This window comes from Aquiflexum sp. (genome assembly GCF_977115555.1).
The window spans coordinates 1-20,481 of sequence record NZ_CDSBKL010000011.1 but is presented as its reverse complement, the minus strand read 5'-3'; the positions used below and the strand labels follow the sequence as shown (position 1 = coordinate 20,481).

The 20,481-nt window shown below is 37.4% G+C and carries 14 protein-coding genes; 6 read left to right on the top strand and 8 right to left on the bottom strand.

What is annotated here, in order from left to right:
- Positions 1–57: 57 nt before the first annotated feature.
- Complete coding sequence (locus ACZFYI_RS01545; protein ID WP_113924451.1) at positions 58–540, bottom strand: Lrp/AsnC family transcriptional regulator; 483 nt, start codon at positions 538–540, stop codon at positions 58–60.
- A gap of 210 nt (positions 541–750) precedes the next feature.
- Positions 751–1,944 (bottom strand): tetratricopeptide repeat protein, encoded by a 1,194-nt coding sequence (locus ACZFYI_RS01540; protein ID WP_462522361.1) that lies wholly within the window; start codon positions 1,942–1,944, stop codon positions 751–753.
- Between the two features lie 76 nt (positions 1,945–2,020).
- Between ACZFYI_RS01540 and ACZFYI_RS01535 the strand changes: the two genes are divergently transcribed.
- Positions 2,021–2,668 carry a sulfate ABC transporter permease gene (locus ACZFYI_RS01535; protein ID WP_462522360.1) on the top strand — a complete coding sequence of 216 codons (648 nt, stop codon included), beginning with the start codon at positions 2,021–2,023 and terminating at the stop codon, positions 2,666–2,668.
- Positions 2,669–2,785: 117 nt separating this feature from the next.
- Positions 2,786–4,813 carry a M3 family metallopeptidase gene (locus tag ACZFYI_RS01530; protein WP_462522359.1) on the top strand — a complete coding sequence of 676 codons (2,028 nt, stop codon included), beginning with the start codon at positions 2,786–2,788 and terminating at the stop codon, positions 4,811–4,813.
- A gap of 65 nt (positions 4,814–4,878) precedes the next feature.
- On the opposite strand, the gene ACZFYI_RS01525 is transcribed toward ACZFYI_RS01530, so the two are convergent.
- Both ACZFYI_RS01525 and ACZFYI_RS01520 read right to left on the bottom strand, forming a co-directional pair.
- Positions 4,879–6,315: an amidohydrolase gene (locus tag ACZFYI_RS01525; protein WP_462522358.1), complete on the bottom strand. Its 1,437-nt coding sequence runs from the start codon at positions 6,313–6,315 to the stop codon at positions 4,879–4,881.
- Positions 6,316–6,689: 374 nt separating this feature from the next.
- Positions 6,690–7,685 (bottom strand): cation diffusion facilitator family transporter, encoded by a 996-nt coding sequence (locus ACZFYI_RS01520; protein ID WP_462522357.1) that lies wholly within the window; start codon positions 7,683–7,685, stop codon positions 6,690–6,692.
- A 132-nt stretch (positions 7,686–7,817) separates the two neighbouring features.
- Here ACZFYI_RS01520 and ACZFYI_RS01515 point away from each other — a divergent pair, with 132 nt between their 5' ends.
- Both ACZFYI_RS01515 and ACZFYI_RS01510 read left to right on the top strand, forming a co-directional pair.
- Positions 7,818–8,897, top strand: coding sequence for an AI-2E family transporter (locus ACZFYI_RS01515; protein WP_462522356.1), 1,080 nt, complete (start codon positions 7,818–7,820; stop codon positions 8,895–8,897).
- Entirely contained in the window at positions 8,890–9,825 is a 936-nt protein-coding gene (locus ACZFYI_RS01510) for a tetratricopeptide repeat protein (protein WP_462522355.1), read from the top strand. Before ACZFYI_RS01515 ends, ACZFYI_RS01510 begins: the two co-directional genes overlap by 8 nt.
- Here ACZFYI_RS01510 and ACZFYI_RS01505 read toward each other — a convergent pair.
- From ACZFYI_RS01505 to ACZFYI_RS01495, 3 genes are all read right to left on the bottom strand, one after another.
- Entirely contained in the window at positions 9,816–12,767 is a 2,952-nt protein-coding gene (locus ACZFYI_RS01505; protein WP_462522354.1) for an ATP-binding protein, read from the bottom strand. The genes ACZFYI_RS01510 and ACZFYI_RS01505 overlap by 10 nt on opposite strands.
- Before the next feature lie 140 nt (positions 12,768–12,907).
- Positions 12,908–14,131: a porin gene (locus tag ACZFYI_RS01500; RefSeq protein WP_462522353.1), complete on the bottom strand. Its 1,224-nt coding sequence runs from the start codon at positions 14,129–14,131 to the stop codon at positions 12,908–12,910.
- A 98-nt stretch (positions 14,132–14,229) separates the two neighbouring features.
- Positions 14,230–16,491 carry an aconitate hydratase gene (locus ACZFYI_RS01495; protein ID WP_462522352.1) on the bottom strand — a complete coding sequence of 754 codons (2,262 nt, stop codon included), beginning with the start codon at positions 16,489–16,491 and terminating at the stop codon, positions 14,230–14,232.
- A gap of 481 nt (positions 16,492–16,972) precedes the next feature.
- Here ACZFYI_RS01495 and ACZFYI_RS01490 point away from each other — a divergent pair, with 481 nt between their 5' ends.
- Complete coding sequence (locus ACZFYI_RS01490) at positions 16,973–18,736, top strand: sensor histidine kinase (RefSeq protein WP_462522351.1); 1,764 nt, start codon at positions 16,973–16,975, stop codon at positions 18,734–18,736.
- On the opposite strand, the gene ACZFYI_RS01485 is transcribed toward ACZFYI_RS01490, so the two are convergent.
- Positions 18,731–19,744 carry an acyl-CoA reductase gene (locus tag ACZFYI_RS01485; RefSeq protein ID WP_462522350.1) on the bottom strand — a complete coding sequence of 338 codons (1,014 nt, stop codon included), beginning with the start codon at positions 19,742–19,744 and terminating at the stop codon, positions 18,731–18,733. The genes ACZFYI_RS01490 and ACZFYI_RS01485 overlap by 6 nt on opposite strands.
- 143 nt (positions 19,745–19,887) lie before the next feature.
- On the opposite strand from ACZFYI_RS01485, the gene ACZFYI_RS01480 reads away from it, so the two are divergent.
- The gene (locus ACZFYI_RS01480) at positions 19,888–20,235 is read left to right on the top strand and encodes a 4Fe-4S dicluster domain-containing protein (protein WP_462522349.1); all 348 of its coding nucleotides are present in this window, start codon (positions 19,888–19,890) and stop codon (positions 20,233–20,235) included.
- Positions 20,236–20,481: the final 246 nt, after the last annotated feature.

Sequence of the window (20,481 nt, the reverse complement as noted above, 5' to 3'; positions counted from 1 at the left end):
GTTCCAATAAAAAAAGGGTGACTTTTGGCCACCCTTGAGATTTATGTTTAATAAATTTTAAGCAGGGATAGGCAATACTTTACTGTCTTTAAAAGTAGAAAGAATCACCATGGATTGCATGGAATCAACTTCTTTAATTTCACTGACTTTTTCCAGCATCAGTTTTTGATAAGCAGTAATGTCTTTCGCTATGATCTTCAGGATAAAATCTCCTGTACCGGTGATGTGATGACATTCTATCACTTCCTGGATTTCATTGATTTCTTTCATAAAGGCATCAATGTTTCCTTTATTGTGACCGATAAGACTGACCAAAACAAATGTACTCACACCAAGTCCGATTTTTTCAGGATCCAATTTGGCATGATAGCTTTTGATGATTCCGGATTGTTCCAATTTCTTAACTCTTTCCAATGTCGGGGCAGGTGAAAGTCCGATATCTTTTGAAAGTTGGGCATTTGTTATTTTGGCGTTCGCCTGAAGTATCTCCAGTATCTTGCGGTCTATTTTGTCGAATTTCACTTTTATGCTATTATCCATGATTCTTGAATTTTCAAAATATTATGTCGTGCAAAGTTAATATAAATTGATATTGTTTTAAAACAATTAATTACAAAATTAAACCTCATTTGCAAAATATTGTTTACCAATTAGCAACTTTTCAAAATTTTTGCATTGAATTGTTTCAATTTTTAAGAAGTAATTCAAATTATCTCCTGAATTTGATATAACTCTTACGGGAAAACAATCTTAAAGTTTATTCTTTTTGATATAATCTCTTGCTTCCTTGTGGGCAGGGTGTTTTCGTTTGGCATATTTCTTTACCTGATTGAAATAACTCTTTGCCAAAGCCTTGTTATTCTCTTGGTTTGCCATTTTTCCTAAAGCTATCAGGGAATAGAGATAATAACCGCTTTCTTGGGTTTCGGATTCTTCCCCATAGGAAAGTGTCTTGAGATAATACTTCTTTGCTTCTCTTTGATCTCCAAGCCTGTCGTAGTATTGGGCTATGTAAAAGGCAGCGTACCTTCCGCTGTTTGATTCATATCCAGTCCATTTGTCATCTATCCTTTGGAGGATCTCTTCTGAAATCTCTTTGGCCTCTGTGATTCTTCCAACAGTGTACAAATGTCTTGCATAGGACCGGTGGAAATAGGGATTATTTGGAAACTTACCATGCAGGTAATCCGTGATGGCAAGTGCTTTATAGGGTTGCTTTTCTTCCGAAGCATACAGCCTAAACAGAAAATATTGGGCTTCAATTCTAGCATAGAATGCGTTCTGCGCCACATCCTCCAGTTGTTTCAGGCCGAGGGCTTTGTTTCCTTTGGGAAACATCGCGACCACAGGTTTTAATAAGGGGTAATTCTCAGGAATCCAAACAGAAAAGTAATTGAACAAGGCGTCTCCCAAAAGCAATTCGGGACCCAATTCTTCTTCACCCCTACTCATATTCAAATATTTGAGAGCGTTTTTTCCAGCAAAAGTTGCCCTTGTCCAGCTTTTTCTCTCACTGTACAACCTTCCTTGAAAGCCATAAGCTCCGGCAAGGAAAAAGGCAGCTTCTTTGTTTTTTGGATCGTCATCCAATAATTTTTCTGCCTTATCTATGACCACATCCATTTGATCTATAAACAGATCATCGTATTTGTCATTTTCAACGTCAGGTGCGATTTTCCACCAGGTGCTCAATCCCAATAAAAAATAAGGCAAAGGATGCTCAGGATATTGGTATTGCATGACCCTAAAACCACGCTCAGCGGTCTCGAAGTCAAAATTGTACAAAGCATTTACATTTTCGGTTATCCTAAATTGCAAGCCTTTGTCCAATAATAAATAAGGGGACTCACTCTTTCCAACCTGGTCCAAAGGCTGATCTTGTGCAATTGATATGTTTGCAAACAACAATAAAATCAATACAGTTGAAAATCCTCCTTTTCGCATTCTTATTCTAAATTTTCCCCAAAATTATATGCAATTCCAAACAATCATTTAGATTTGGCTATAATTATTTCAGATTATGCCTCAGACTCCAAGTCCTATCTCACAACGCATCGAAGCCAATTTAGATTTCGACAAAAGGCTGTTTTTTTTGATTTTGGTGATTTTATATCTTTTGGTCAGGTATGTGACCAATGACCTGATCCTACAGTCCATTCCTGGATATGAGAAGTTAGAGGAGGATGGCTCTTTTATGATTTTCCATGTTTTCAATGCTTTGAACTACCTATGGACACCTTTTGCATTATTGTGGAAATTTACTGCCACAGCTTTTGTGATTTGGTTGGGGGCATTTGCATTTGGCTATAAAGCGCCATTTGTTCGCCTTTGGCAATATGTTTTGGTAGCAGAATTTATTTTCATTATTCCCGAACTGATCAAAATGTTGATTTACATCAAACCTTCTGATTCGGTAACCTTTGAAGAAATCAGAGACTATTACCCATTTTCATTATTTTCATTGGTTGATCCGGAAAACGTTGCACCAAAATACCACTATCCATTAAGAGCAATCAACCTTTTCGAAGTGGTCTACATTGTCTTTTTGATCCTAGGATTTCATACCGTCAGCCGAAGGACAATTGCTGAATCCACCTTAGTAGTTCTTTTCAGCTATGTTTTGATGTTTCTGCTTTGGCTTTTGTTTTACAGTATGGTTTACAAATAAAGACCAAAACCCTACCCTAATTTTGACACTATTTAAGACAAGTATCACAAGTCTTGGTCTCAAACTTGATTACCTTTGTCATCAATAAAATTTCCTGTTTTCAAAAATCAAAAAATTATGAATCCATTATTGGACAAATTCAATACCCCGTTTGAAACTGCACCATTTGACTTGATAAAACCTGAACATTACTTGCCTGCTATTCAAGAATCGATAAAAATGGCAAAAGAAGAAATACTGGAAATCAAGAAAGCCCCAATCCCAACTTTTGAAAATACCATCGTCGCTTTGGACCAATCTGGTGAAAAACTCAATGTCGTTTCTTCCATTTTTTTCAACCTCAACAGTGCGGAAACCAATGACCAAATCCAGGCATTGGCAAGGGAAATCTCCCCGCTCCTGACTGCCCACAGCAATGATATTCTTTTGGATGAAGCGCTGTTTGCCAATATTCAGTTTGTCTACGAACAAAAAGAAAAAATGATCCTGACAGAAGAACAGAAAACCCTTCTGGAAAAAACATACAAAAGTTTTGTGAGAAACGGGGCCAAACTCGATGAAGCCCAAAAACAAAGGCTAAGGGAAATTGACCGAGAACTTTCCCAATTGGGATTGAAGTTTGGAGAAAACGTTTTGGCCGAAACAAACAAATATGAACTGGTCATCACAGAAGAATCAGACCTCGCGGGATTACCGGATGCTGTCAGAGAAGCTGCAATGCAGACAGCTGAGGAGAAAGGTAAATCGGGAAAATGGGTCTTTACACTTGCCTATCCAAGCTACATTCCGTTCATGATGTATTCGGAAAAAAGGGAACTTAGAAAAGAATTATTCATTGCCTCAAGTACAAAATCCTGCAAAGGTGACGAATTAGACAACCAACAGCATATCAAAGACATGCTTAAGTTCAAGAATGAAAGGGCAAACCTGCTTGGGTATCCAAGGTTTTCGGATTTTGTCTTGGAAGAACGAATGGCCAAAAGCGCACCTAAGGTGATGGATTTCCTCCATAATTTACTGGAAAAGGCTAAACCAAAAGCTCAGGCAGAAATCAGAGAATTGGAAAGTTTTGCCAAAAAACTTGATGGTCTGGATAAAATCGAAAAATGGGATTTTTCATACTACTCCGAGAAACTTAAAAAACAAAAATATGAGGTCAGTGACGAATTGCTCCGCCCCTATTTCAAACTTGAAAGTGTAATAGAAGGTGTTTTTCTTACTGCCGAAAAATTATTGGGGATCCATTTCATAGAAAACAAAAACATCCCAAAATACCATCCTGAAGTGACTACCTATGAGGTTGTAGACACTGATGGAAAACATGTTGCGGTCTTTTACGCAGATTTTTTTCCAAGAGCAGGAAAAAGAAACGGTGCTTGGATGACAAGTTTCAGAGGCCAAAAAACAGTGAATGGAAAAGAATTCAGACCGCATGTTTCAATAGTTTGCAATTTTACCAAACCAACCAAAACCAAGCCTTCACTCCTGACCTTCAATGAAGTCACCACCCTTTTTCACGAGTTTGGGCATGCACTTCATGGCATGTTGGCAAAAGGAAATTACGAATCTCTGACGGGCACAAGTGTGTTTTGGGACTTTGTGGAGTTGCCGTCCCAGATATTTGAAAACTGGAGTTATGAAAAAGAATGCTTGGATCTTTTTGCGAAGCACTACGAGACAGGAGAGATAATTCCTTCTGAATTGATTCAAAAAATAAAAAACGCAGCCAATTTCCAACAAGGCTATCAGACTGTTAGACAGATCAGTTTTGGCTTGCTGGACATGGCCTATCATGGAACTGACCCATCTGCTATCACTGATGTTTTTTCCTTTGAAAAGAAAATCTTGGAACCGACTTCCTTACTTCCCGAAGTTACAGGAACTTTGATGAGTACTTCATTTTCCCACATATTTCAAGGAGGGTATGCTGCAGGATATTATAGCTATAAATGGGCTGAAGTATTGGATGCAGATGCTTTTGAAATGTTTTTAGAAATGGGGGTTTTCGATAGAGAAACTGCAACATCCTTTAAAGAAAACATCTTGTCAGCCGGTGGAAAGGAACATCCAACTATCCTTTACAAAAGATTTAGAGGTAGAGAACCAAAACCTGATGCTTTACTCAAAAGAGCAGGATTGGTTTAAAAAAAACCAGCCTTCAATAAAAGCTGAAGGCTGGTTGAAATGTTTTGATTTAAAGGGCCGATAAATCAATTAGAAACGTTAAAATCCAGTGGCACTACCTTATCGCCTACAAGTGCTTCGTATTTCAAGCCTCCCATCCTTTCGTCAAATTCTTTTTTAGCTTCTTGGATGATAAGTGGATTTAAAATCAGGTCTTTTCCTGTCAAAGCCATCGTTTTTGCGGCCAACATCATTCCTTTAAATCCAATGCTCATTCCATCTGCAGCTACAGCCTGCCATGTGTGAGCAGCTGTTCCAGGTACCCAAGTAGCTGTTCCCAAACCGACTGTTGGCACTACATAACTTACATCACCGACATCAGTGGATGCAGGAAAGAAATTCATTGCATAAGGCTGGACTTTTTTTGCGACATCCAAAGAAGGTACTTTGGGGGAATTAAAGGTTTTTTGGATTTCTGTAGCCCATTTGATTTCTTCCTCATCATACTCTACTCCTCCGAGTGAGCTCAGGTTTTTATGCATCAGTTTTGCCAAAGTTTCATTTGGCAGTAAGCCATATAATCCTGACGCCAATTCAATTTCAACCCTTGTACCTGTTCCCATAGCGGCACCTTCGGCAGCTTTTCCGATTCGCGCCCACATATCTTTCAATTCTGTAATATCAGGATGGCGGATCATATACCTCACTTCGGCAAAATCAGGAACAACATTTGGTGCTAATCCTCCACTCGAAATAATATAATGAATTCTACTTTCTTGATCCACATGCTCGCGCATCATGTTTACCATCATGTTCATTGCCTCTACGGCATCCAAGGCAGATCTTCCTCTTTGTGGAGAACCTGCGGCATGGGCTGTTTCTCCGTAAAACCTGAATCTACCACCGATTACTGCATTGCAGGTAGAAGCATTGGCGGCATTTCGATCAGAAGGGTGCCAGTTGATCACAGCATCGACACCATTGAAAATCCCGTCTCTCGCCATGTAAACTTTTCCTCCGCCACTTTCTTCTGCCGGCGTACCAAAGATTTTAATGGTTGCCTTGATATTGTTTGCATCAATCCACTCTTTAAGAGCTACACCTGAAGCGACAACAGCGGTACCAAAAAGATTGTGTCCACATCCGTGTCCATTTCCTCCTTCCACTATCACTGACCTATACGGAACGGCATCTTGAGACAAGCCAGGCAGAGCATCATATTCGGCAAGGAAACCGATTACAGGACCTCCTTTATCATAGGTGGCCACAAATGCAGTAGGCATTCCGGCTACACCCACCTCCACATTAAACCCCGAGGCTTTCAATTCATCGATCAATACTTTGGAGCTGGTAACTTCCAAAAATCCCAATTCAGGATTTTCCCATATCTCCCGTGCCGCTTTTGAAAATCTTTCGGTATTGGAATCCAATTGCTTGACAATAAATGCCTCGTGGGACTGTTCTTGGGCCAGAGTCGGAAACCAAATCAACAGGCCCAATAATCCAGGTAATATTGTCTTCATAGCTATAATTTTAAATAATTTTTTTTTGAAAGTAAGTTCTCTTAAAAATAAGTATCGGGGGATTAAAACGAAACAGAAAATGATAAATAAAATAAAAAATAAAAAAAGGATATGTTTGTACATATCCCTTTTTAAACTCCTTAATCCATTTGAAAAGCAATTGCTGTATGAGTAGGTACAGCTTAAAACCTTAATATCTTGTCAGATTATGATTAGAACTCCAACAAGAATTAACCATACTACGGAAGTTACCGCTAACAGTACCCGAAATTGTTTGTCCTCGTTCATAGCTTTTTTTTTGTTTAATATACTAAGATAATTGTATTCTTGAAAAAAGAGATAAAATATTTCAATTTTTTTTACGTTATAAAATATTATTCCCCCAAAGTTTCATGGTAGTGCTTTTGATTCTTTGACATATTCAGAGAAGTCCACTCGATTTTGGTATCTTTTGGATATTCCCTGACTTTACAATCTTTCATTTGACAATAATGGCAACATTTTTCGGGAATACAAGGATCTGCATGTACAAAAACCTCCATAATACCCGGCCAAGCATCTTCAAGAGCATGTTCCAGCTCCTCAACTTCATCATGAACCTGTTTCAAATCGAAGAAATATGGTAGGGTCAGATGCAAATCGATATGCCTGTCTCCTCCATATTGCTGTACTCTCATATTATGAATATCAATCCAGCTTGGCTTGCGTTTTTGATTAATGGTTTTTACAGTAGAATCTATGGCAGTCGGATCTAACTCATCCATGAGTCCTGCCACAGATTTTCTAACCAAACCATACCCCGAATATAATATATAGAAAGAAAAAAACACAGCGATGATCGAATCCAGAAACTGATAACCCGTAACCAGAATAACCGCCACGCCCAATATCAATAAAAAACTGGTCAAAGTATCTGTCATTAAATGCTTCCCACTTGCTTCCAATGTAATGCTATTAAGACTTTTACCTCGTTTTTGAAGTATAAGCCCCAATATGCCGTTGACTGTTCCTGAAATGGTAATCAACAAAATACCCTGAAACAAATTATCCAAAGTACTTGGAAAAAAAATGCTATAAATCGATTGATAAATAATAAATAGCCCTGCCAAAATAATTAGCGTACCCTCAACACCAGCGCTAAAAAACTCGATTTTACCATGGCCATAGGGATGATTTTCATCTCTAGGCTTAGAGCTAAGGTAAATACTATACGTTGCAAAACCTGCTGCGACCACATTAACAATGCTTTCCAAAGCATCTGTCAGTATAGCAGTAGAATTGGTAATGTAATAAGAATAAAATTTGATTATTAACAGGACAAAACTGACAATAAATGAAACCCTGATCCAAATTGACTTTTCTCTTTCCACTTCAATATTTTTGAACTCTTAAAAATAGAATTAAATTTAATGAGTTTTCAATTTCAGGATTTAAATTAATCCTTGTGAAATAACAGCATCAATTCAATCCGAACATTTGTTAAACTTTCTTTTAATCCTCCTATGAACCAAAGTAATTTTTATTTACCCCCTTACCTCAAGGCACTAGCTGTACTTTTGTTGATGATAGTGATAGTTTTTATTTTGATAATTGGAAGAAGTCTTTTGGTTCCATTGTTTTTGGCAGGATTGTTTTCTATACTTTTGACACCATTATCAGAATTTTTGGAATCAAAAAAACTTTCACGCGTTTGGAGTACCATGATATCGCTTTTTTCAGGGCTGATTTTCATTTTAGGTTTACTTTCTTTTATTGTTTTTCAAGTGGCATCATTTGGCAAGGATCTGGAGAATGTGGGGGAAAAACTAAATGTATATTTATCCCAGATTGACAGTTTTATTTCAAAAAATTTCCAGATTGAAGCAGGAATTGGAAATGGGATTGACAAAGATTATTTGTTAGATTGGATTCAAGCGCATAGTTCAAGTTTAGCTGAATTCGTCTTTGGAACCATTGGGTCTTTATCCATGGTTTTATTACTGCCGGTTTTCATTTTCTTTTTTCTACTTTATCGCAATCACCTCACAGTATTTATTTCTGAACTTTTTCCTAGGCACGATAAATCGAAAGTCATAGAAGAAATTCTGGTTTTAAGAAAAGTCGTACAAAATTATATTATTGGTGTTCTAAAGGTCATGGTGATTTTGGCAGTGTTAAACACAGCCGTATTATTGGGTCTTGGTATCAAACATGCTATATTTTTTGGTGTATTTGCTGCCGTCTTGAATATTGTACCTTATCTAGGACCTTTGGTAGCACTGACGCTACCTGTAGTTTTTGCTTTTTTGACCAAAGACGGGATCTTTTATCCTATCGCAATCATAGTAGCTTTTCAATTGATTCAAATGATTGAGGCTAATTTTTTAACCCCAAAAATTGTTGGAGGCAATGTTAACCTTAATGCCTTTGCAACTATTCTTGGATTGTTGGTTGGCGCTTCCATTTGGGGAGTAGTAGGAATGATTCTGATTATTCCGGCCCTAGCAGTATTGAGAAAAATATTTGAACTTACTGAAGCTACAAGGCCTTATGCTTTATTATTAGGCGAAGAAAAAAATGACATTGACCACATTAATGAATAAACTCAGAAATTCCATAGTCATCCTTTTTGGAGTTTTGATATTTTTTTCCTGTGATAATTCGGAAACTAGAAAAGGCCGGTTTTTATTGAAAGGAAATGAAAAACTGAAAGAAAATGATTCCCAAGGTGCCATTGATTTTTATTCTGAAGCACTTCTTATTGACAATAAATACAAAGACGGCTTGTATAACAGAGGTTTAGTTTACCAAAAACTAAACAAGTTTGACGAGGCAATCCTTGATTTTTCTGTTATCCTTCAAGAGAATCCCTCAGATACCTTGGCTCTTTTTCAAAGGGGAATATGCTACATGGATAATGGGGAATATTACAAAGCCCTGGAAGACAGCAAGAATCTTATTTCTTTACAGCCTGAAAATTGGAAAAGCCATTTTTTGAATGGTCTGATATTAGAAAAAATGAGAAATTATAAGGAGGCTCTTCAAGAATTTGACCATTCTTTGGCACTACAGCCAGAAAACTCTGAGGTTTTGATCAATAAAGCCACCCTACATTATTATTTGAAAGAATTTGAAAAATCCAAAGCTGCATTGGATCTTGCAGAAAAACTTAATCCAGGAGAACCTAATATTTACAACCTCAGGGCTATGCTTTCATTTGAATCAAAAGATTATAAAAAAGCATTGGAATGGATAGAAAAATCTATTTCGCTAAACCCCAAAGAGGCTTTTTTTTATAATAACCGAGGCCTATATCTTATTTATTTGGGAGAACATGATAAAGGGATTGAAGACATCAACTACAGTTTGAAACAAAACCCGAAAAACCTGTATGCAATCAGGAACAAAGGGATATACTACTATTATAAAGATCAAAAAGAGTTAGCATTGACCTACCTTGAAGAGGTATTGAAAAAGGATCCAGAAATGGAACTTGTCAAAGAATATATAGCAAGATGTAATCAAGAGTGATTTAGTACCTCTTTTATTTTTTTCAATAATTCAGACGCGTCAATGGGTTTTGAGACATATCCCGTAAATCCGCTTTGGTCGATTCTTTCTATTAGATCCTGCTTGGCCGCAGCGGATAAAGCCAATACAGGTACATTAGAAATGGACTTGATAAGCCTTGTGGCTTCGAACCCATCCATAACCGGCATTTGAATATCCATTAAAATACAATCATATTTTTCATTCTTAACCGCATCTACTGCCTCTTGGCCGTTGTTGACCCTATCATAATTAATCCCCCACTTTTTGATGATTTTACCAAGAACAAGTGCATTCACATCATTATCTTCAGCCATCAACAATTTTATTTTATTAAATGGCAATAAGGCAACATTTTCCTTTTGGGGAGCAGGAATAAACAGTTTTTTGGTTTTTTCAAATACAACCTCAAAAAAGAAAGTTGAACCCATTCCAAGTTCAGATTCAAGGCCAATCTGACTGTCCATCTGCTCCAGCAACCTTTTGGTAATTGAAAGCCCCAATCCTGTACCTCCATATTTCTTGCTAAAAGAATGTTGGATTTGATCAAATTGGTTAAAAATCCTTGTTTGGTGTTCTTTTGCAATACCAATACCGCTGTCCTTGACCGAAAAATAAACCCTGATTTTTTCACCAATAACTTCATTTAGTCTGACCACTATCTCTACTTCTCCGTTATTGGTGAATTTTAAAGCATTGGTTATTAGGTTATTCAAAATTTGAGCAAGCCTTACTTTATCTCCTTTGACTTCTTGGTTCAATTCCTCCTGGATATCAAGGATAAGTTTGTTACGGCTGTCCTTGGCATGAAACTCCAATCCTTTTACAACTTGGTTGACTACTTCCTTAAGATTCATCGGGTTATAATCCAAGGTAAGTTTCCCGGCTTCTATTTTTTGGTAGTCCAACAAATCATTGATCATAATGATCAGGTTATCTACCGCAAAATTAATGGTATTCAATGCGGATGCCTGTTGGGACGTATGGTCATCCTGAAGCAAAGTATAGACCGAACCAGAAATCGCATTGAGAGGAGTCCTCAGCTCATGACTGATCATAGATAAAAATTCGGACTTAATTTGACTCGCTCTCTCCGCCTGTTCTCTTGCATATTTAAGGTTTTCCTCAAATTTCTTTTGGTCGGAGATATCGGTCAGATAGCCATACCAAACCACATCCCCATTTTCCAACTGCTCGGGTTTGGCGGCACCATATACCCACTTAAAATGTCCATTCAATGGTTCTTTTACCCTAAACTGGCAATTCCATGGCCTTAATGTCCTGGCTGAAGTTACAGTTGAAGTAAGGACAAGTGCAATATCCTCAGTATGGACTTTATTGATTGCAAGGCTGATATCATTAAAATCCTTTAATTCACCCTCTTTGATACCAAGTAAATCTTTGATACCAGGACTCAAATAAGAAAACTTCATCTGTCCTTCTTTATCTAACACAAATTGATAAAGTGCACCCGGTACCTGTTCCGTTAAGTGAAGTAAAAAATCAGAGGATTCCTGAAGTGTCTGCTCCAAACCTACCCGCTCCGAAATGTCCCTAGCAAAGGATACAATATATTTCACCTGGAGAATTTCCACCAAGCTACAATTCACCTCCATGTGAATGCCCACATTATCTGAATTGGTATATTGGGTTTTATAAATCAGATTCTTTTCATTTGCCAATTGACGAATATGGCTTTCCCAGTCAGCTTCTATAGCAAAACGGTTATCAAAATCCCCAATTTTATACGGCTTACCGGAATTAAGGACTATTCCAAGTTTATGATTAGCTTCTTGGTTGATAAAAATGATTTTACCTGAAATATCTGAAATCAAAATTGATTCAGGAGAGTGTTCAAACATCTCCTTATATAGTCCCAACTCACTCAAAAGGTCATTTTCTTCCGAAATATCCCTTATTGTTCCAAAGACTTTGGAAACTTGATTTTCTTTGAATTGGCATTTCCCAATTATTCTGACCCATTTTTCCTTTGCCTGTTTGGTTTTAATTCTCAATTTAAGGTCAAAATCTTTCCCGATCGCCATCAATTCCGTCAGCGCCTTTTGGATAATCGGTCTTAAATCCGGCAAAAAATAATTGATGGTTTGTTCAAGACTGAGAGGACTTCCCGATTCCAGTTCAAAAATCGCAAAGAGTCCTTCACTCAAAATCATTTTATTTTCCGGAATGCTGATTTCCCAGACTCCTGATTTTGATACTACTTCCCCAAGTTTGGTCAGGTCATTTCTCCATGACATCCTTTCCTTGGCAAGATGTTCCTCTGTGACATTCCTTCCAACAGCATAAAATACTCCTTCAAGAAAATTCACATTCCAATCAATGCATACATAATCTCCATTTTTTGAAAGCATTCTCGCCTCAAAATGACTGGTTGTAATACCATTTCTTACTTTGGCTAAAAGCTTTTGGACATGGTGTAAGTCTTCTGGATGAAAAAACTGACATAATTCCACATTTGTAATTTCTTCAGGAATATACCCAAGAACATCTCTGATTGAATCACTTATCCAGGTCAGAAAATTTTCTTGTCCAATCCCTATAATGTCATTGGCGTTTTTAAAAAATAGTCTTGATTCATTCTTGCTTGGCATTCCCTTGGCCCTCATTTCCTTTCCTTTGTAAAAAAGAAAATAATTTGACCCGTTTTCTTGAGGAAGCTCGATGTTAAAAACAAATTCCTGTTCAAGAAAACTGACTATCAATTCTTCACTGAATATATAAGAATTGATATCCAAGCCAAGTCCGACCAAAGTTTTATCCTCCAATTTGTCACCTATTGTTTTATCAAAGGCTTCATTGGTATAAAAAATATTATATGGATAGGTATCGTCTGCCAAGAAAACCATCTCTGATGATTCATAAATTATCTTCTTGAATGTATTGTTGATACCTCTTTCCTTCATGAAAAACAATGGTGTGGAAATAAACTAACTCTCTTTGAAATGGGTGATGAGCTTTTAACAAACTAATGCTGTAAACATACATTAATTTGTTTTTTGACACAAATAATTTGTAATTAAATATTATAATAAAATTGATTTTATCAGATACCAAATTCAACTTGAAACATTCCTGTCCACGAATTACCGGCATTTTCAAATCTTAAAAGCCCTTCAAGCCATTTATACCCCACATTTCCTTGTAATTTGATCCTATGCCCTTTGATATAATAGGTATAGCCAAGGAGTGCTTCATCTATCCTTTCTTGGAATGCTGATATTGATTGGTCAGGGAGTACGAAAGCATACCGAACTGCTAGCTCTGAATTAGAAGAAACCATTTTGCTGACCTGAACATTTAAACCTTGTCCAACTTGCACATAACGAATATCGCCTTCTTCATTAGAAGTAATAGGGTCAGGACTTGTTCTTTGAAAGTACTCTGTCAATACCGAATGACCGCGGTGCTTAAACACCCCATCTATAATCAAACTATTCAAATTCCTATCCTCGAACAAAGGCAAACCAATCTGCCCTCCTGTCCTGTTAGCTTTGAGATTTCTGGACAGTGTCATTCCTATGGAAAGTTTTGGATTTTCTTCAAATTCGATATCTCCTTCCGAATAATCCCCCTTATTGGTAAATAATCCAAAAGGAAGAAATTCTACTCTTCCCGTATACGCTAGGCCATTATTGGTTTTTGATGTATTTCTCCCCTCTCCGGTAGTCACCGCCCCTTTCAGTTGAAAAAGCGAAATGCCTCCTGTTTTTTTGGTGAAATAGCCAAAAAAACCAAAATCTCTATCAAGCGTAAAGGCCCCATTTGCAATTGACCTGTCTGCAAACTGAAGATTTCCCGAACTTGTTACCCGCTGTCTGTTTCCAGGCAACTTGGATTGGCCAAAGCCAAAATATAAATCCTTGGTTGCAAAATAATATACAATCGCATCGCGGACTGGTTGGGCTACACCACTTGATTCCAAATCAAGATCTGCTTTTGAAAAACCAAGTTGGATATAATATTGGAATTTGGGGTTAAGAATATATCCATCAAACCTCAACCTGAGGCGTCTTACCCTCATTTCAAATTCATTGATCCGGATATCATCTCCATCAAGAGTATTGAATCCTGCCCTGTTTTGCATTCGAAACCTGAAATTCATTAAAAAAAGAGAGTCTTTGGAAAAACTGATTCCCTCATCCACATTCAAGAGGGCTCGTTCATCAGACTCAACAGTCTGTCCAAAGGTTTTTTGGCTACTAACTGAAAAAAACAAAATGAAAATCACATATAACAAGCTTGTGATTTTTCCTAAGGAATGTTTCAATTTAAAAGTCATTTTGATTTTACGCCAATTTGAAAATTTGAAAAAACAAAAAGGCTGTAGGAAAGATCCTACAGCCCTAAGTCCAGTAAATGTGAAAATTAAACTTCCTCTTTGATCAAATTCAATGCTGAACCAGCGACAAACCATCCGATCTGTCCTTCATTATAAGTATGATTGACTTTGATTTCATCTTTGGTGCCATCTGCATGATTTAAGACCACGGTCAAATGCTGCCCAGGTTTGAAATCAGTCAATCCAACAATATCTATGGAGTCATCTTCCTTAATCAAATCATAATCCGATGGATTGTCAAATGTCAGCGCCAACATTCCCTGTTTTTTAAGGTTTGTCTCGTGGATTCGAGCAAATGATTTGACTAATATTGCTCTGACTCCCAAGAATCTTGGTTCCATCGCTGCGTGCTCTCTTGAAGAGCCTTCTCCATAATTTTCATCCCCTACTACTATAGATCCAATACCTTGCTTCTTATAATGACGCTGAACAGCAGGTACCTCACCATATTCACCCGTAAGTTGATTTTTAACCTTGTTGGTTTCCAAGTTATAGGCATTGACTGCACCAATAAGCATGTTATTGGAGATATTATCCAAATGGCCTCTAAATCTCAACCAAGGTCCGGCCATAGATATATGGTCAGTGGTACATTTTCCTTTTGCTTTGATCAGAAGTTTCAATCCTTTTAGGTCAGTTCCTTCCCAAGCCTTAAATGGCTCAAGCAATTGTAGTCTTTCAGATTTTGTATCGACAATAACATTTACCTTGGATCCGTCTTTTGCAGGGGCTTGGTATCCGGCATCCTCTACAGCAAATCCTTTGGCTGGCAATTCCAAACCTTTTGGCTCATCCAATCTCACGGATTCCCCTTCTTCGTTTATAAGGGAATCAGTCATTGGATTGAAGGTCAAATCTCCTGCGATGGCCATTGCTGTAACAATTTCAGGAGAGGCCACAAACGAGTGGGTGTTTGGATTTCCATCAGCTCTTTTTGCAAAATTCCTGTTGAATGAGGTGATGATTGAATTCTTTTCTTGCTTTTCAGCTCCATGTCTTGCCCATTGACCGATACAAGGTCCACAGGCATTTGCTAAAACCACACCGCCCATATTTTCAAAAATACCAAGAAAACCATCCCTTTCGACAGTAAACCTTACCTGCTCCGATCCTGGAGTAATGGTATATTCAGATTTAGCATTCAGTTTTTTATCAACTGCCTGCTGAGCCAATGAAGCCGCTCTTGAAATATCCTCATAGGAAGAGTTGGTACATGAACCTATCAATCCTACTTCAAGTTTTGCAGGCCATCCGTTTTCTTTGACAGCTGCGGCAAACTTTGAAATTGGCCAAGCCAAATCAGGAGTAAACGGTCCATTGATATGGGGCTCAAGTGTCGATAGATTGATTTCTATCACTTGATCAAAATATTTTTCGGGATTGGCATATACCTCATCATCACCGGTAAGATGAGCTTTGACAGCATTGGCCATATCGGCAATATCCCCTCTTTCAGTTCCCCTCAGATAGGCTTCAGATTTTTCATCATATCCAAAAATGGAAGTTGTCGCACCGATTTCAGCACCCATATTACAGATTGTTCCTTTTCCTGTTGCAGAAAGTGATCTTGCTCCATCTCCAAAATATTCCACCACAGCACCTGTACCACCTTTTACGGTAAGGATTCCGGCTACCTTTAGGATAACATCCTTTGCTGAGGTCCATCCTGAAAGTCTTCCGGTCAATTTTACACCTATTAGTTTTGGGAATTTCAATTCCCAAGGCAATCCTGCCATTACATCACATGCATCCGCTCCACCAACACCAATAGCTATCATTCCAAGACCACCGGCATTTGGAGTATGGGAATCAGTACCAATCATCATTCCTCCAGGAAAAGCATAATTTTCCAATACAACCTGATGGATAATTCCTGCTCCTGGTTTCCAAAATCCGATTCCATATTTATTTGAAACGGAAGAAAGAAAGTCATAAACCTCTTTGTTCTTGTCATTCGCCTTTTTTAGGTCCGCCAAGGCTCCGATTTCAGCTTGGATGAGGTGATCACAATGTACTGTAGAAGGTACTGCAACCTTGTCTCTTCCCGCTTGCATAAATTGTAAAAGTGCCATTTGGGCAGTTGCATCTTGCATTGCCACCCTATCAGGATTGAAATCTACATATGATACACCCCTTTCGAAGGACGAATTCGCTTCGCCCTCGGTCAAGTGCGCATATAGTATTTTTTCTGTCAAGGTCAGTGGTTTTCCTACTGCTTTTCTGGCAGCATCTACCCTGGAAGGAAATTTGGAGTAGACCGCCTTGATCATTTCTATATCAAATGCCATTGGGAATTGTATTTAAAATGTGAAGAAGGTTATTTTTATCGATTGCAAAGATAAAAAAACAGGGCAAAATTGGAAGTGTTTTCATGGATGGTATTCTATTTATTTAGCTCAAATGATAGGAAATTTCCAAGTAATTCAAATTCTGTTTGAACCCTTTTAAAATTAAGACACTATTTATCGAATAAAAAAATCCGTTGTTTGTCAGGATTCTCAAAATTTGCCAATCGCTTGAATCCATTTATCTATTTTAAGTTTAATTTTTTTTTAACTCCTGTTTGATTTGTTGACTTTAGAGGAAGGATCTTTATTTTCCTAAAAAATTATTTTGAACACAAGAAAGTGGTTTTTGTCCAAATTCAGCAAAATAAAATATTGAAATAGTTACACAAAAACCATTCTCTATTAGATCCAATCTCAAAAAAAACTATCCTTTGTTTATAAAAATGTTTACATTTCTTGTCTTAATCAAATCCAAAAAACCTTGGAACTAAATATTTTTTCCATCACCCTTCTGGTATCGGGAATAATTGTAGCAGCGATTTCCACAGTAATCATTTACAGGCTTGGGGATTCGGTGAGGTGGTTTGCATTTACCATGCTGTTTGTTTCGATTTGGGCGCTAGCCTATGGTTTTGAGCTTTCCGTAAAAAGTCTTGAAGCCATGCTTTTTTGGATCAAGATTGAATATATCGGGATTGCAATGGCACCCGGTACCTGGCTTTGGTTTTGTCTTAAATATACGGGCCTTGAAAAATATTCCAATCCAAAAATTGGATTGATGATATTTACGATTCCTGTGGTTACTTTTTTAATGGTTTTGACAAATGATTACCACCACATGCATTATCAGGAAGTGATGGTGGACAATTCGGGGCCATTCCCATTGTTGGCGATTAAAATCGGGCCTTGGTATTATATCCATTTATCTTTTTTCTACATATCACTATTTCTTGGAATCATAATCCTTCTATACAAATTCAAAAACGCTGATCCTATTTATAAAAAACAAAACAACCTCTTAATTATTGCAGGGTTTTTTCCTTGGGCTTTCAACATCGCATACCTTTTTGGATTCAGGCCTTTTGGGCACATAGACCTTACTCCCTATGCATTTTTGATCATGTATATTTTTGTCGGGATAGGATTGATCAGATTTGAGCTGTTCAGTATTAAGCCGATAGCTAGAGACAAGGTTTTTGAGGTGATCACCAAAGGAATCCTGGTTTTTGATCCCAATTACAGAATCATTGATTTCAATCCTTATATTGGAAAAATTCTTGAACAGCCAATTTCAACTTTGATTGGAAAAAGACTTGAAGATATTTTTGGAAAGGAAACTGAATTTGAAACTTACCTGAAGCAGGGTGAGAAAATTGAGATCGAATCTTCCCTGGATTTAAAATCAGGAAAAAAGGTCCTTTCTATTGAATATGTTCCCATCCATGATAAAAAAGGGGATTTTATTGGAATGATGGTCATTTTTGAAGACATCACTCTTGAAAAATCCATTCAGAATCAAATCAAAAACCAAGCGGATGAACTAAAAAACCTAAACAATCTTAAAGACAAACTTTTCACTATCATTTCCCATGATTTAAAAGGACCGATTTTTGGGATCAGGGAATTGATAAAGTTGTCATTTGAAGGAGTGATTTCTAAAGAAGAGTTTTTTAATATCCTTCCAGAAATCAATAAAAACATGGATTCCGTTTCGATTTTACTGGAAAACTTATTGGCTTGGACAAGCAGTCAATTAAAGGGGGAATTTTTGGAGAAAAACTTGTTTGAACTCGATAAACTTGTAGAACAGCAAGTTTCACTTTTTGAAAAATTAACCAAAGAAAAAGGAATCACCCTCACCATACAAAAATATGGACACCTTCAGGTATTCGCAGACAAAAATATGATCGATCTTGCCATAAGGAATCTCCTCAGCAATGCGATCAAATTTTCAGGGAAAGGAGATTATGTAACAGCTATCCTCAAAGAAAATGAGGAATCTGTTTCGATCAAAATCAAAGACACAGGATTGGGTATTTCTGAAGAAAACTTGGAAAAGCTAAAAAACAGGGAGTCATTTACTACTCCCGGAAAAGACAAGACGGCAGGAACCGGCTTGGGAATGCTCCTTGTGCATGATTATATTGCAAAAAACGGCGGGAAAATAAATATCATTAGCCAAATTGGAAAAGGAAGTGAGTTTACCTTTCAGCTTCCCAAGTCAAATAATAGTGAAATCTCATAAATCCTTCAAAAACGCAATGGTGTCGATGCCATCTGCGTAATCATCCAAAGCAGGACATTGCGCCTGTCCAAAATCGCTACTTTCCGGAAACCATCCATTTCTTGAAACTACACATTGGATTTTTTCGCTAAACCCATCGATCAATTGCTCTAATTCGTTTGGCTTTTGATAGATCTCATAATAAAGTACCGAAATGGGTGACACCAATCCTTTGCTTTCCTGGAGAATCAAAAAACCGTTATCGAGATGATCTTCTTTGTTTACAAGTAAAATGGATTTATTGTATTCATAATTGTGGAAGTATTTATGGTTATCGGCGATTTCACTGAAACTTTCAATCGAATCCAAAAATGTGATGAGAATTTCCTTATTGGGAACAAAAATCTTGGATACATTTCTACATCCAAGTCCATAATATTGGAAGATATCTTTTGCCAATTTCTTAAAATCCTCCACTTTTTCACTTCCATCCAAAACACCCACCGATGTCCTGTTTTTCCGGATGATATTTGGATATTTACCAAAATAATATTCAAAATATCTTGCAGAATTATCGCTGCCGGTAGCAATATAAGCATCCTTATTTTTGAGCATTTCCTCAACGGCCACAAAAGACTCGAATCTTGGGTCGATAGATACTAAATTTTTGATTAGCCAATTGATTAGTACCTGATCCGAAGAACTCAGTTTGATACAGGCACGGTGGCCACTTAGCAATACGCACATCAAATCATGAAAACCCACTGCTGGAATATTTCCTGCCATCAGGATCCCTATTGATTTTGGGACAACCACTTCAGGAATATGATATGCCGATAACCATTGAGTCAATCGATCCTTTTCCAAAAAAACCAAAAGTGCTTCCAATGCATTCCTTGTTTCTTCAGGGGTAAACCAGTTATTATTGTTTTCTATCCGCCTACTTAACTCATTAAAATTCTCTACTGACAAATTCTTAATGAGTTTGCCAAGTCCCGCAAATGCGTCAATTCTCTCTTCGAGGGTCATTGTTTTCAATTATTTTGCAAAGATATCCAATTCAAAACAATAAAAATTTTAGCCTGATTGAAAATAAATTACTTAGTATGACAACTTTTTATTGCAGGAATGGTTAAATCCGTGTTAATTTTGGGCAACAAAAAAAGAGGATTATGGCAATAATGATAACCGATGAGTGCATCAACTGTGGTGCCTGCGAACCAGAATGTCCTAATACCGCCATTTACGAAGGTGGAATTGAATGGACATGGGCCGGCGGTACCAAATTAAAAGAAGTGACCCTTCCTGACGGGTCGGTCATCGATGCCAATGAAAAACAAGAACCTAGATCTGATGAGTTTTACTATATAGTCACCGAAAAATGTACTGAGTGTACCGGTTTTCATGAAGAGCCACAATGTGCTGCGGTATGTCCGGTAGATTGCTGTGTAGACGATCCGGATCACCGGGAGACGGAGGACGATTTAATGTCCAAAAAACTTATGATGCACGGAGAATAAAAAGAGGGAAATCCCCTCTTTTTTCATTTAGGGAAGAAATAAAGGTGGATTTGAATTAAATATTCAAGAAAGGTCGGCTTCAGCTAAAAAAAACTAGAAAATCCCTTGAATATGATTTTTGAATTGATTTAACTTGTCCTTAAAATAAAAGCATTATCAAACAAAAACTTTGGCAAGTGGAAGATCACAGAGAAAATAACAGAGAAGAAATCTTATCAAAAAGAATGAAAGCAGGTAAGAGAACTT

Coding starts and splice junctions, on each gene's coding strand:
- ACZFYI_RS01510 (WP_462522355.1), top strand. CDS start 8,890: ATGAATAAACTCAGAAATTCCATAGTCATCCTTTTTGGAGTTTTGATA.
- ACZFYI_RS01525 (WP_462522358.1), bottom strand. CDS start 6,315: ATGAAGACAATATTACCTGGATTATTGGGCCTGTTGATTTGGTTTCCG.
- ACZFYI_RS01505 (WP_462522354.1), bottom strand. CDS start 12,767: ATGAAGGAAAGAGGTATCAACAATACATTCAAGAAGATAATTTATGAA.
- ACZFYI_RS01535 (WP_462522360.1), top strand. CDS start 2,021: ATGCCTCAGACTCCAAGTCCTATCTCACAACGCATCGAAGCCAATTTA.
- ACZFYI_RS01545 (WP_113924451.1), bottom strand. CDS start 540: ATGGATAATAGCATAAAAGTGAAATTCGACAAAATAGACCGCAAGATA.
- ACZFYI_RS01530 (WP_462522359.1), top strand. CDS start 2,786: ATGAATCCATTATTGGACAAATTCAATACCCCGTTTGAAACTGCACCA.
- ACZFYI_RS01515 (WP_462522356.1), top strand. CDS start 7,818: ATGAACCAAAGTAATTTTTATTTACCCCCTTACCTCAAGGCACTAGCT.
- ACZFYI_RS01495 (WP_462522352.1), bottom strand. CDS start 16,491: ATGGCATTTGATATAGAAATGATCAAGGCGGTCTACTCCAAATTTCCT.
- ACZFYI_RS01480 (WP_462522349.1), top strand. CDS start 19,888: ATGGCAATAATGATAACCGATGAGTGCATCAACTGTGGTGCCTGCGAA.
- ACZFYI_RS01485 (WP_462522350.1), bottom strand. CDS start 19,744: ATGACCCTCGAAGAGAGAATTGACGCATTTGCGGGACTTGGCAAACTC.
- ACZFYI_RS01540 (WP_462522361.1), bottom strand. CDS start 1,944: ATGCGAAAAGGAGGATTTTCAACTGTATTGATTTTATTGTTGTTTGCA.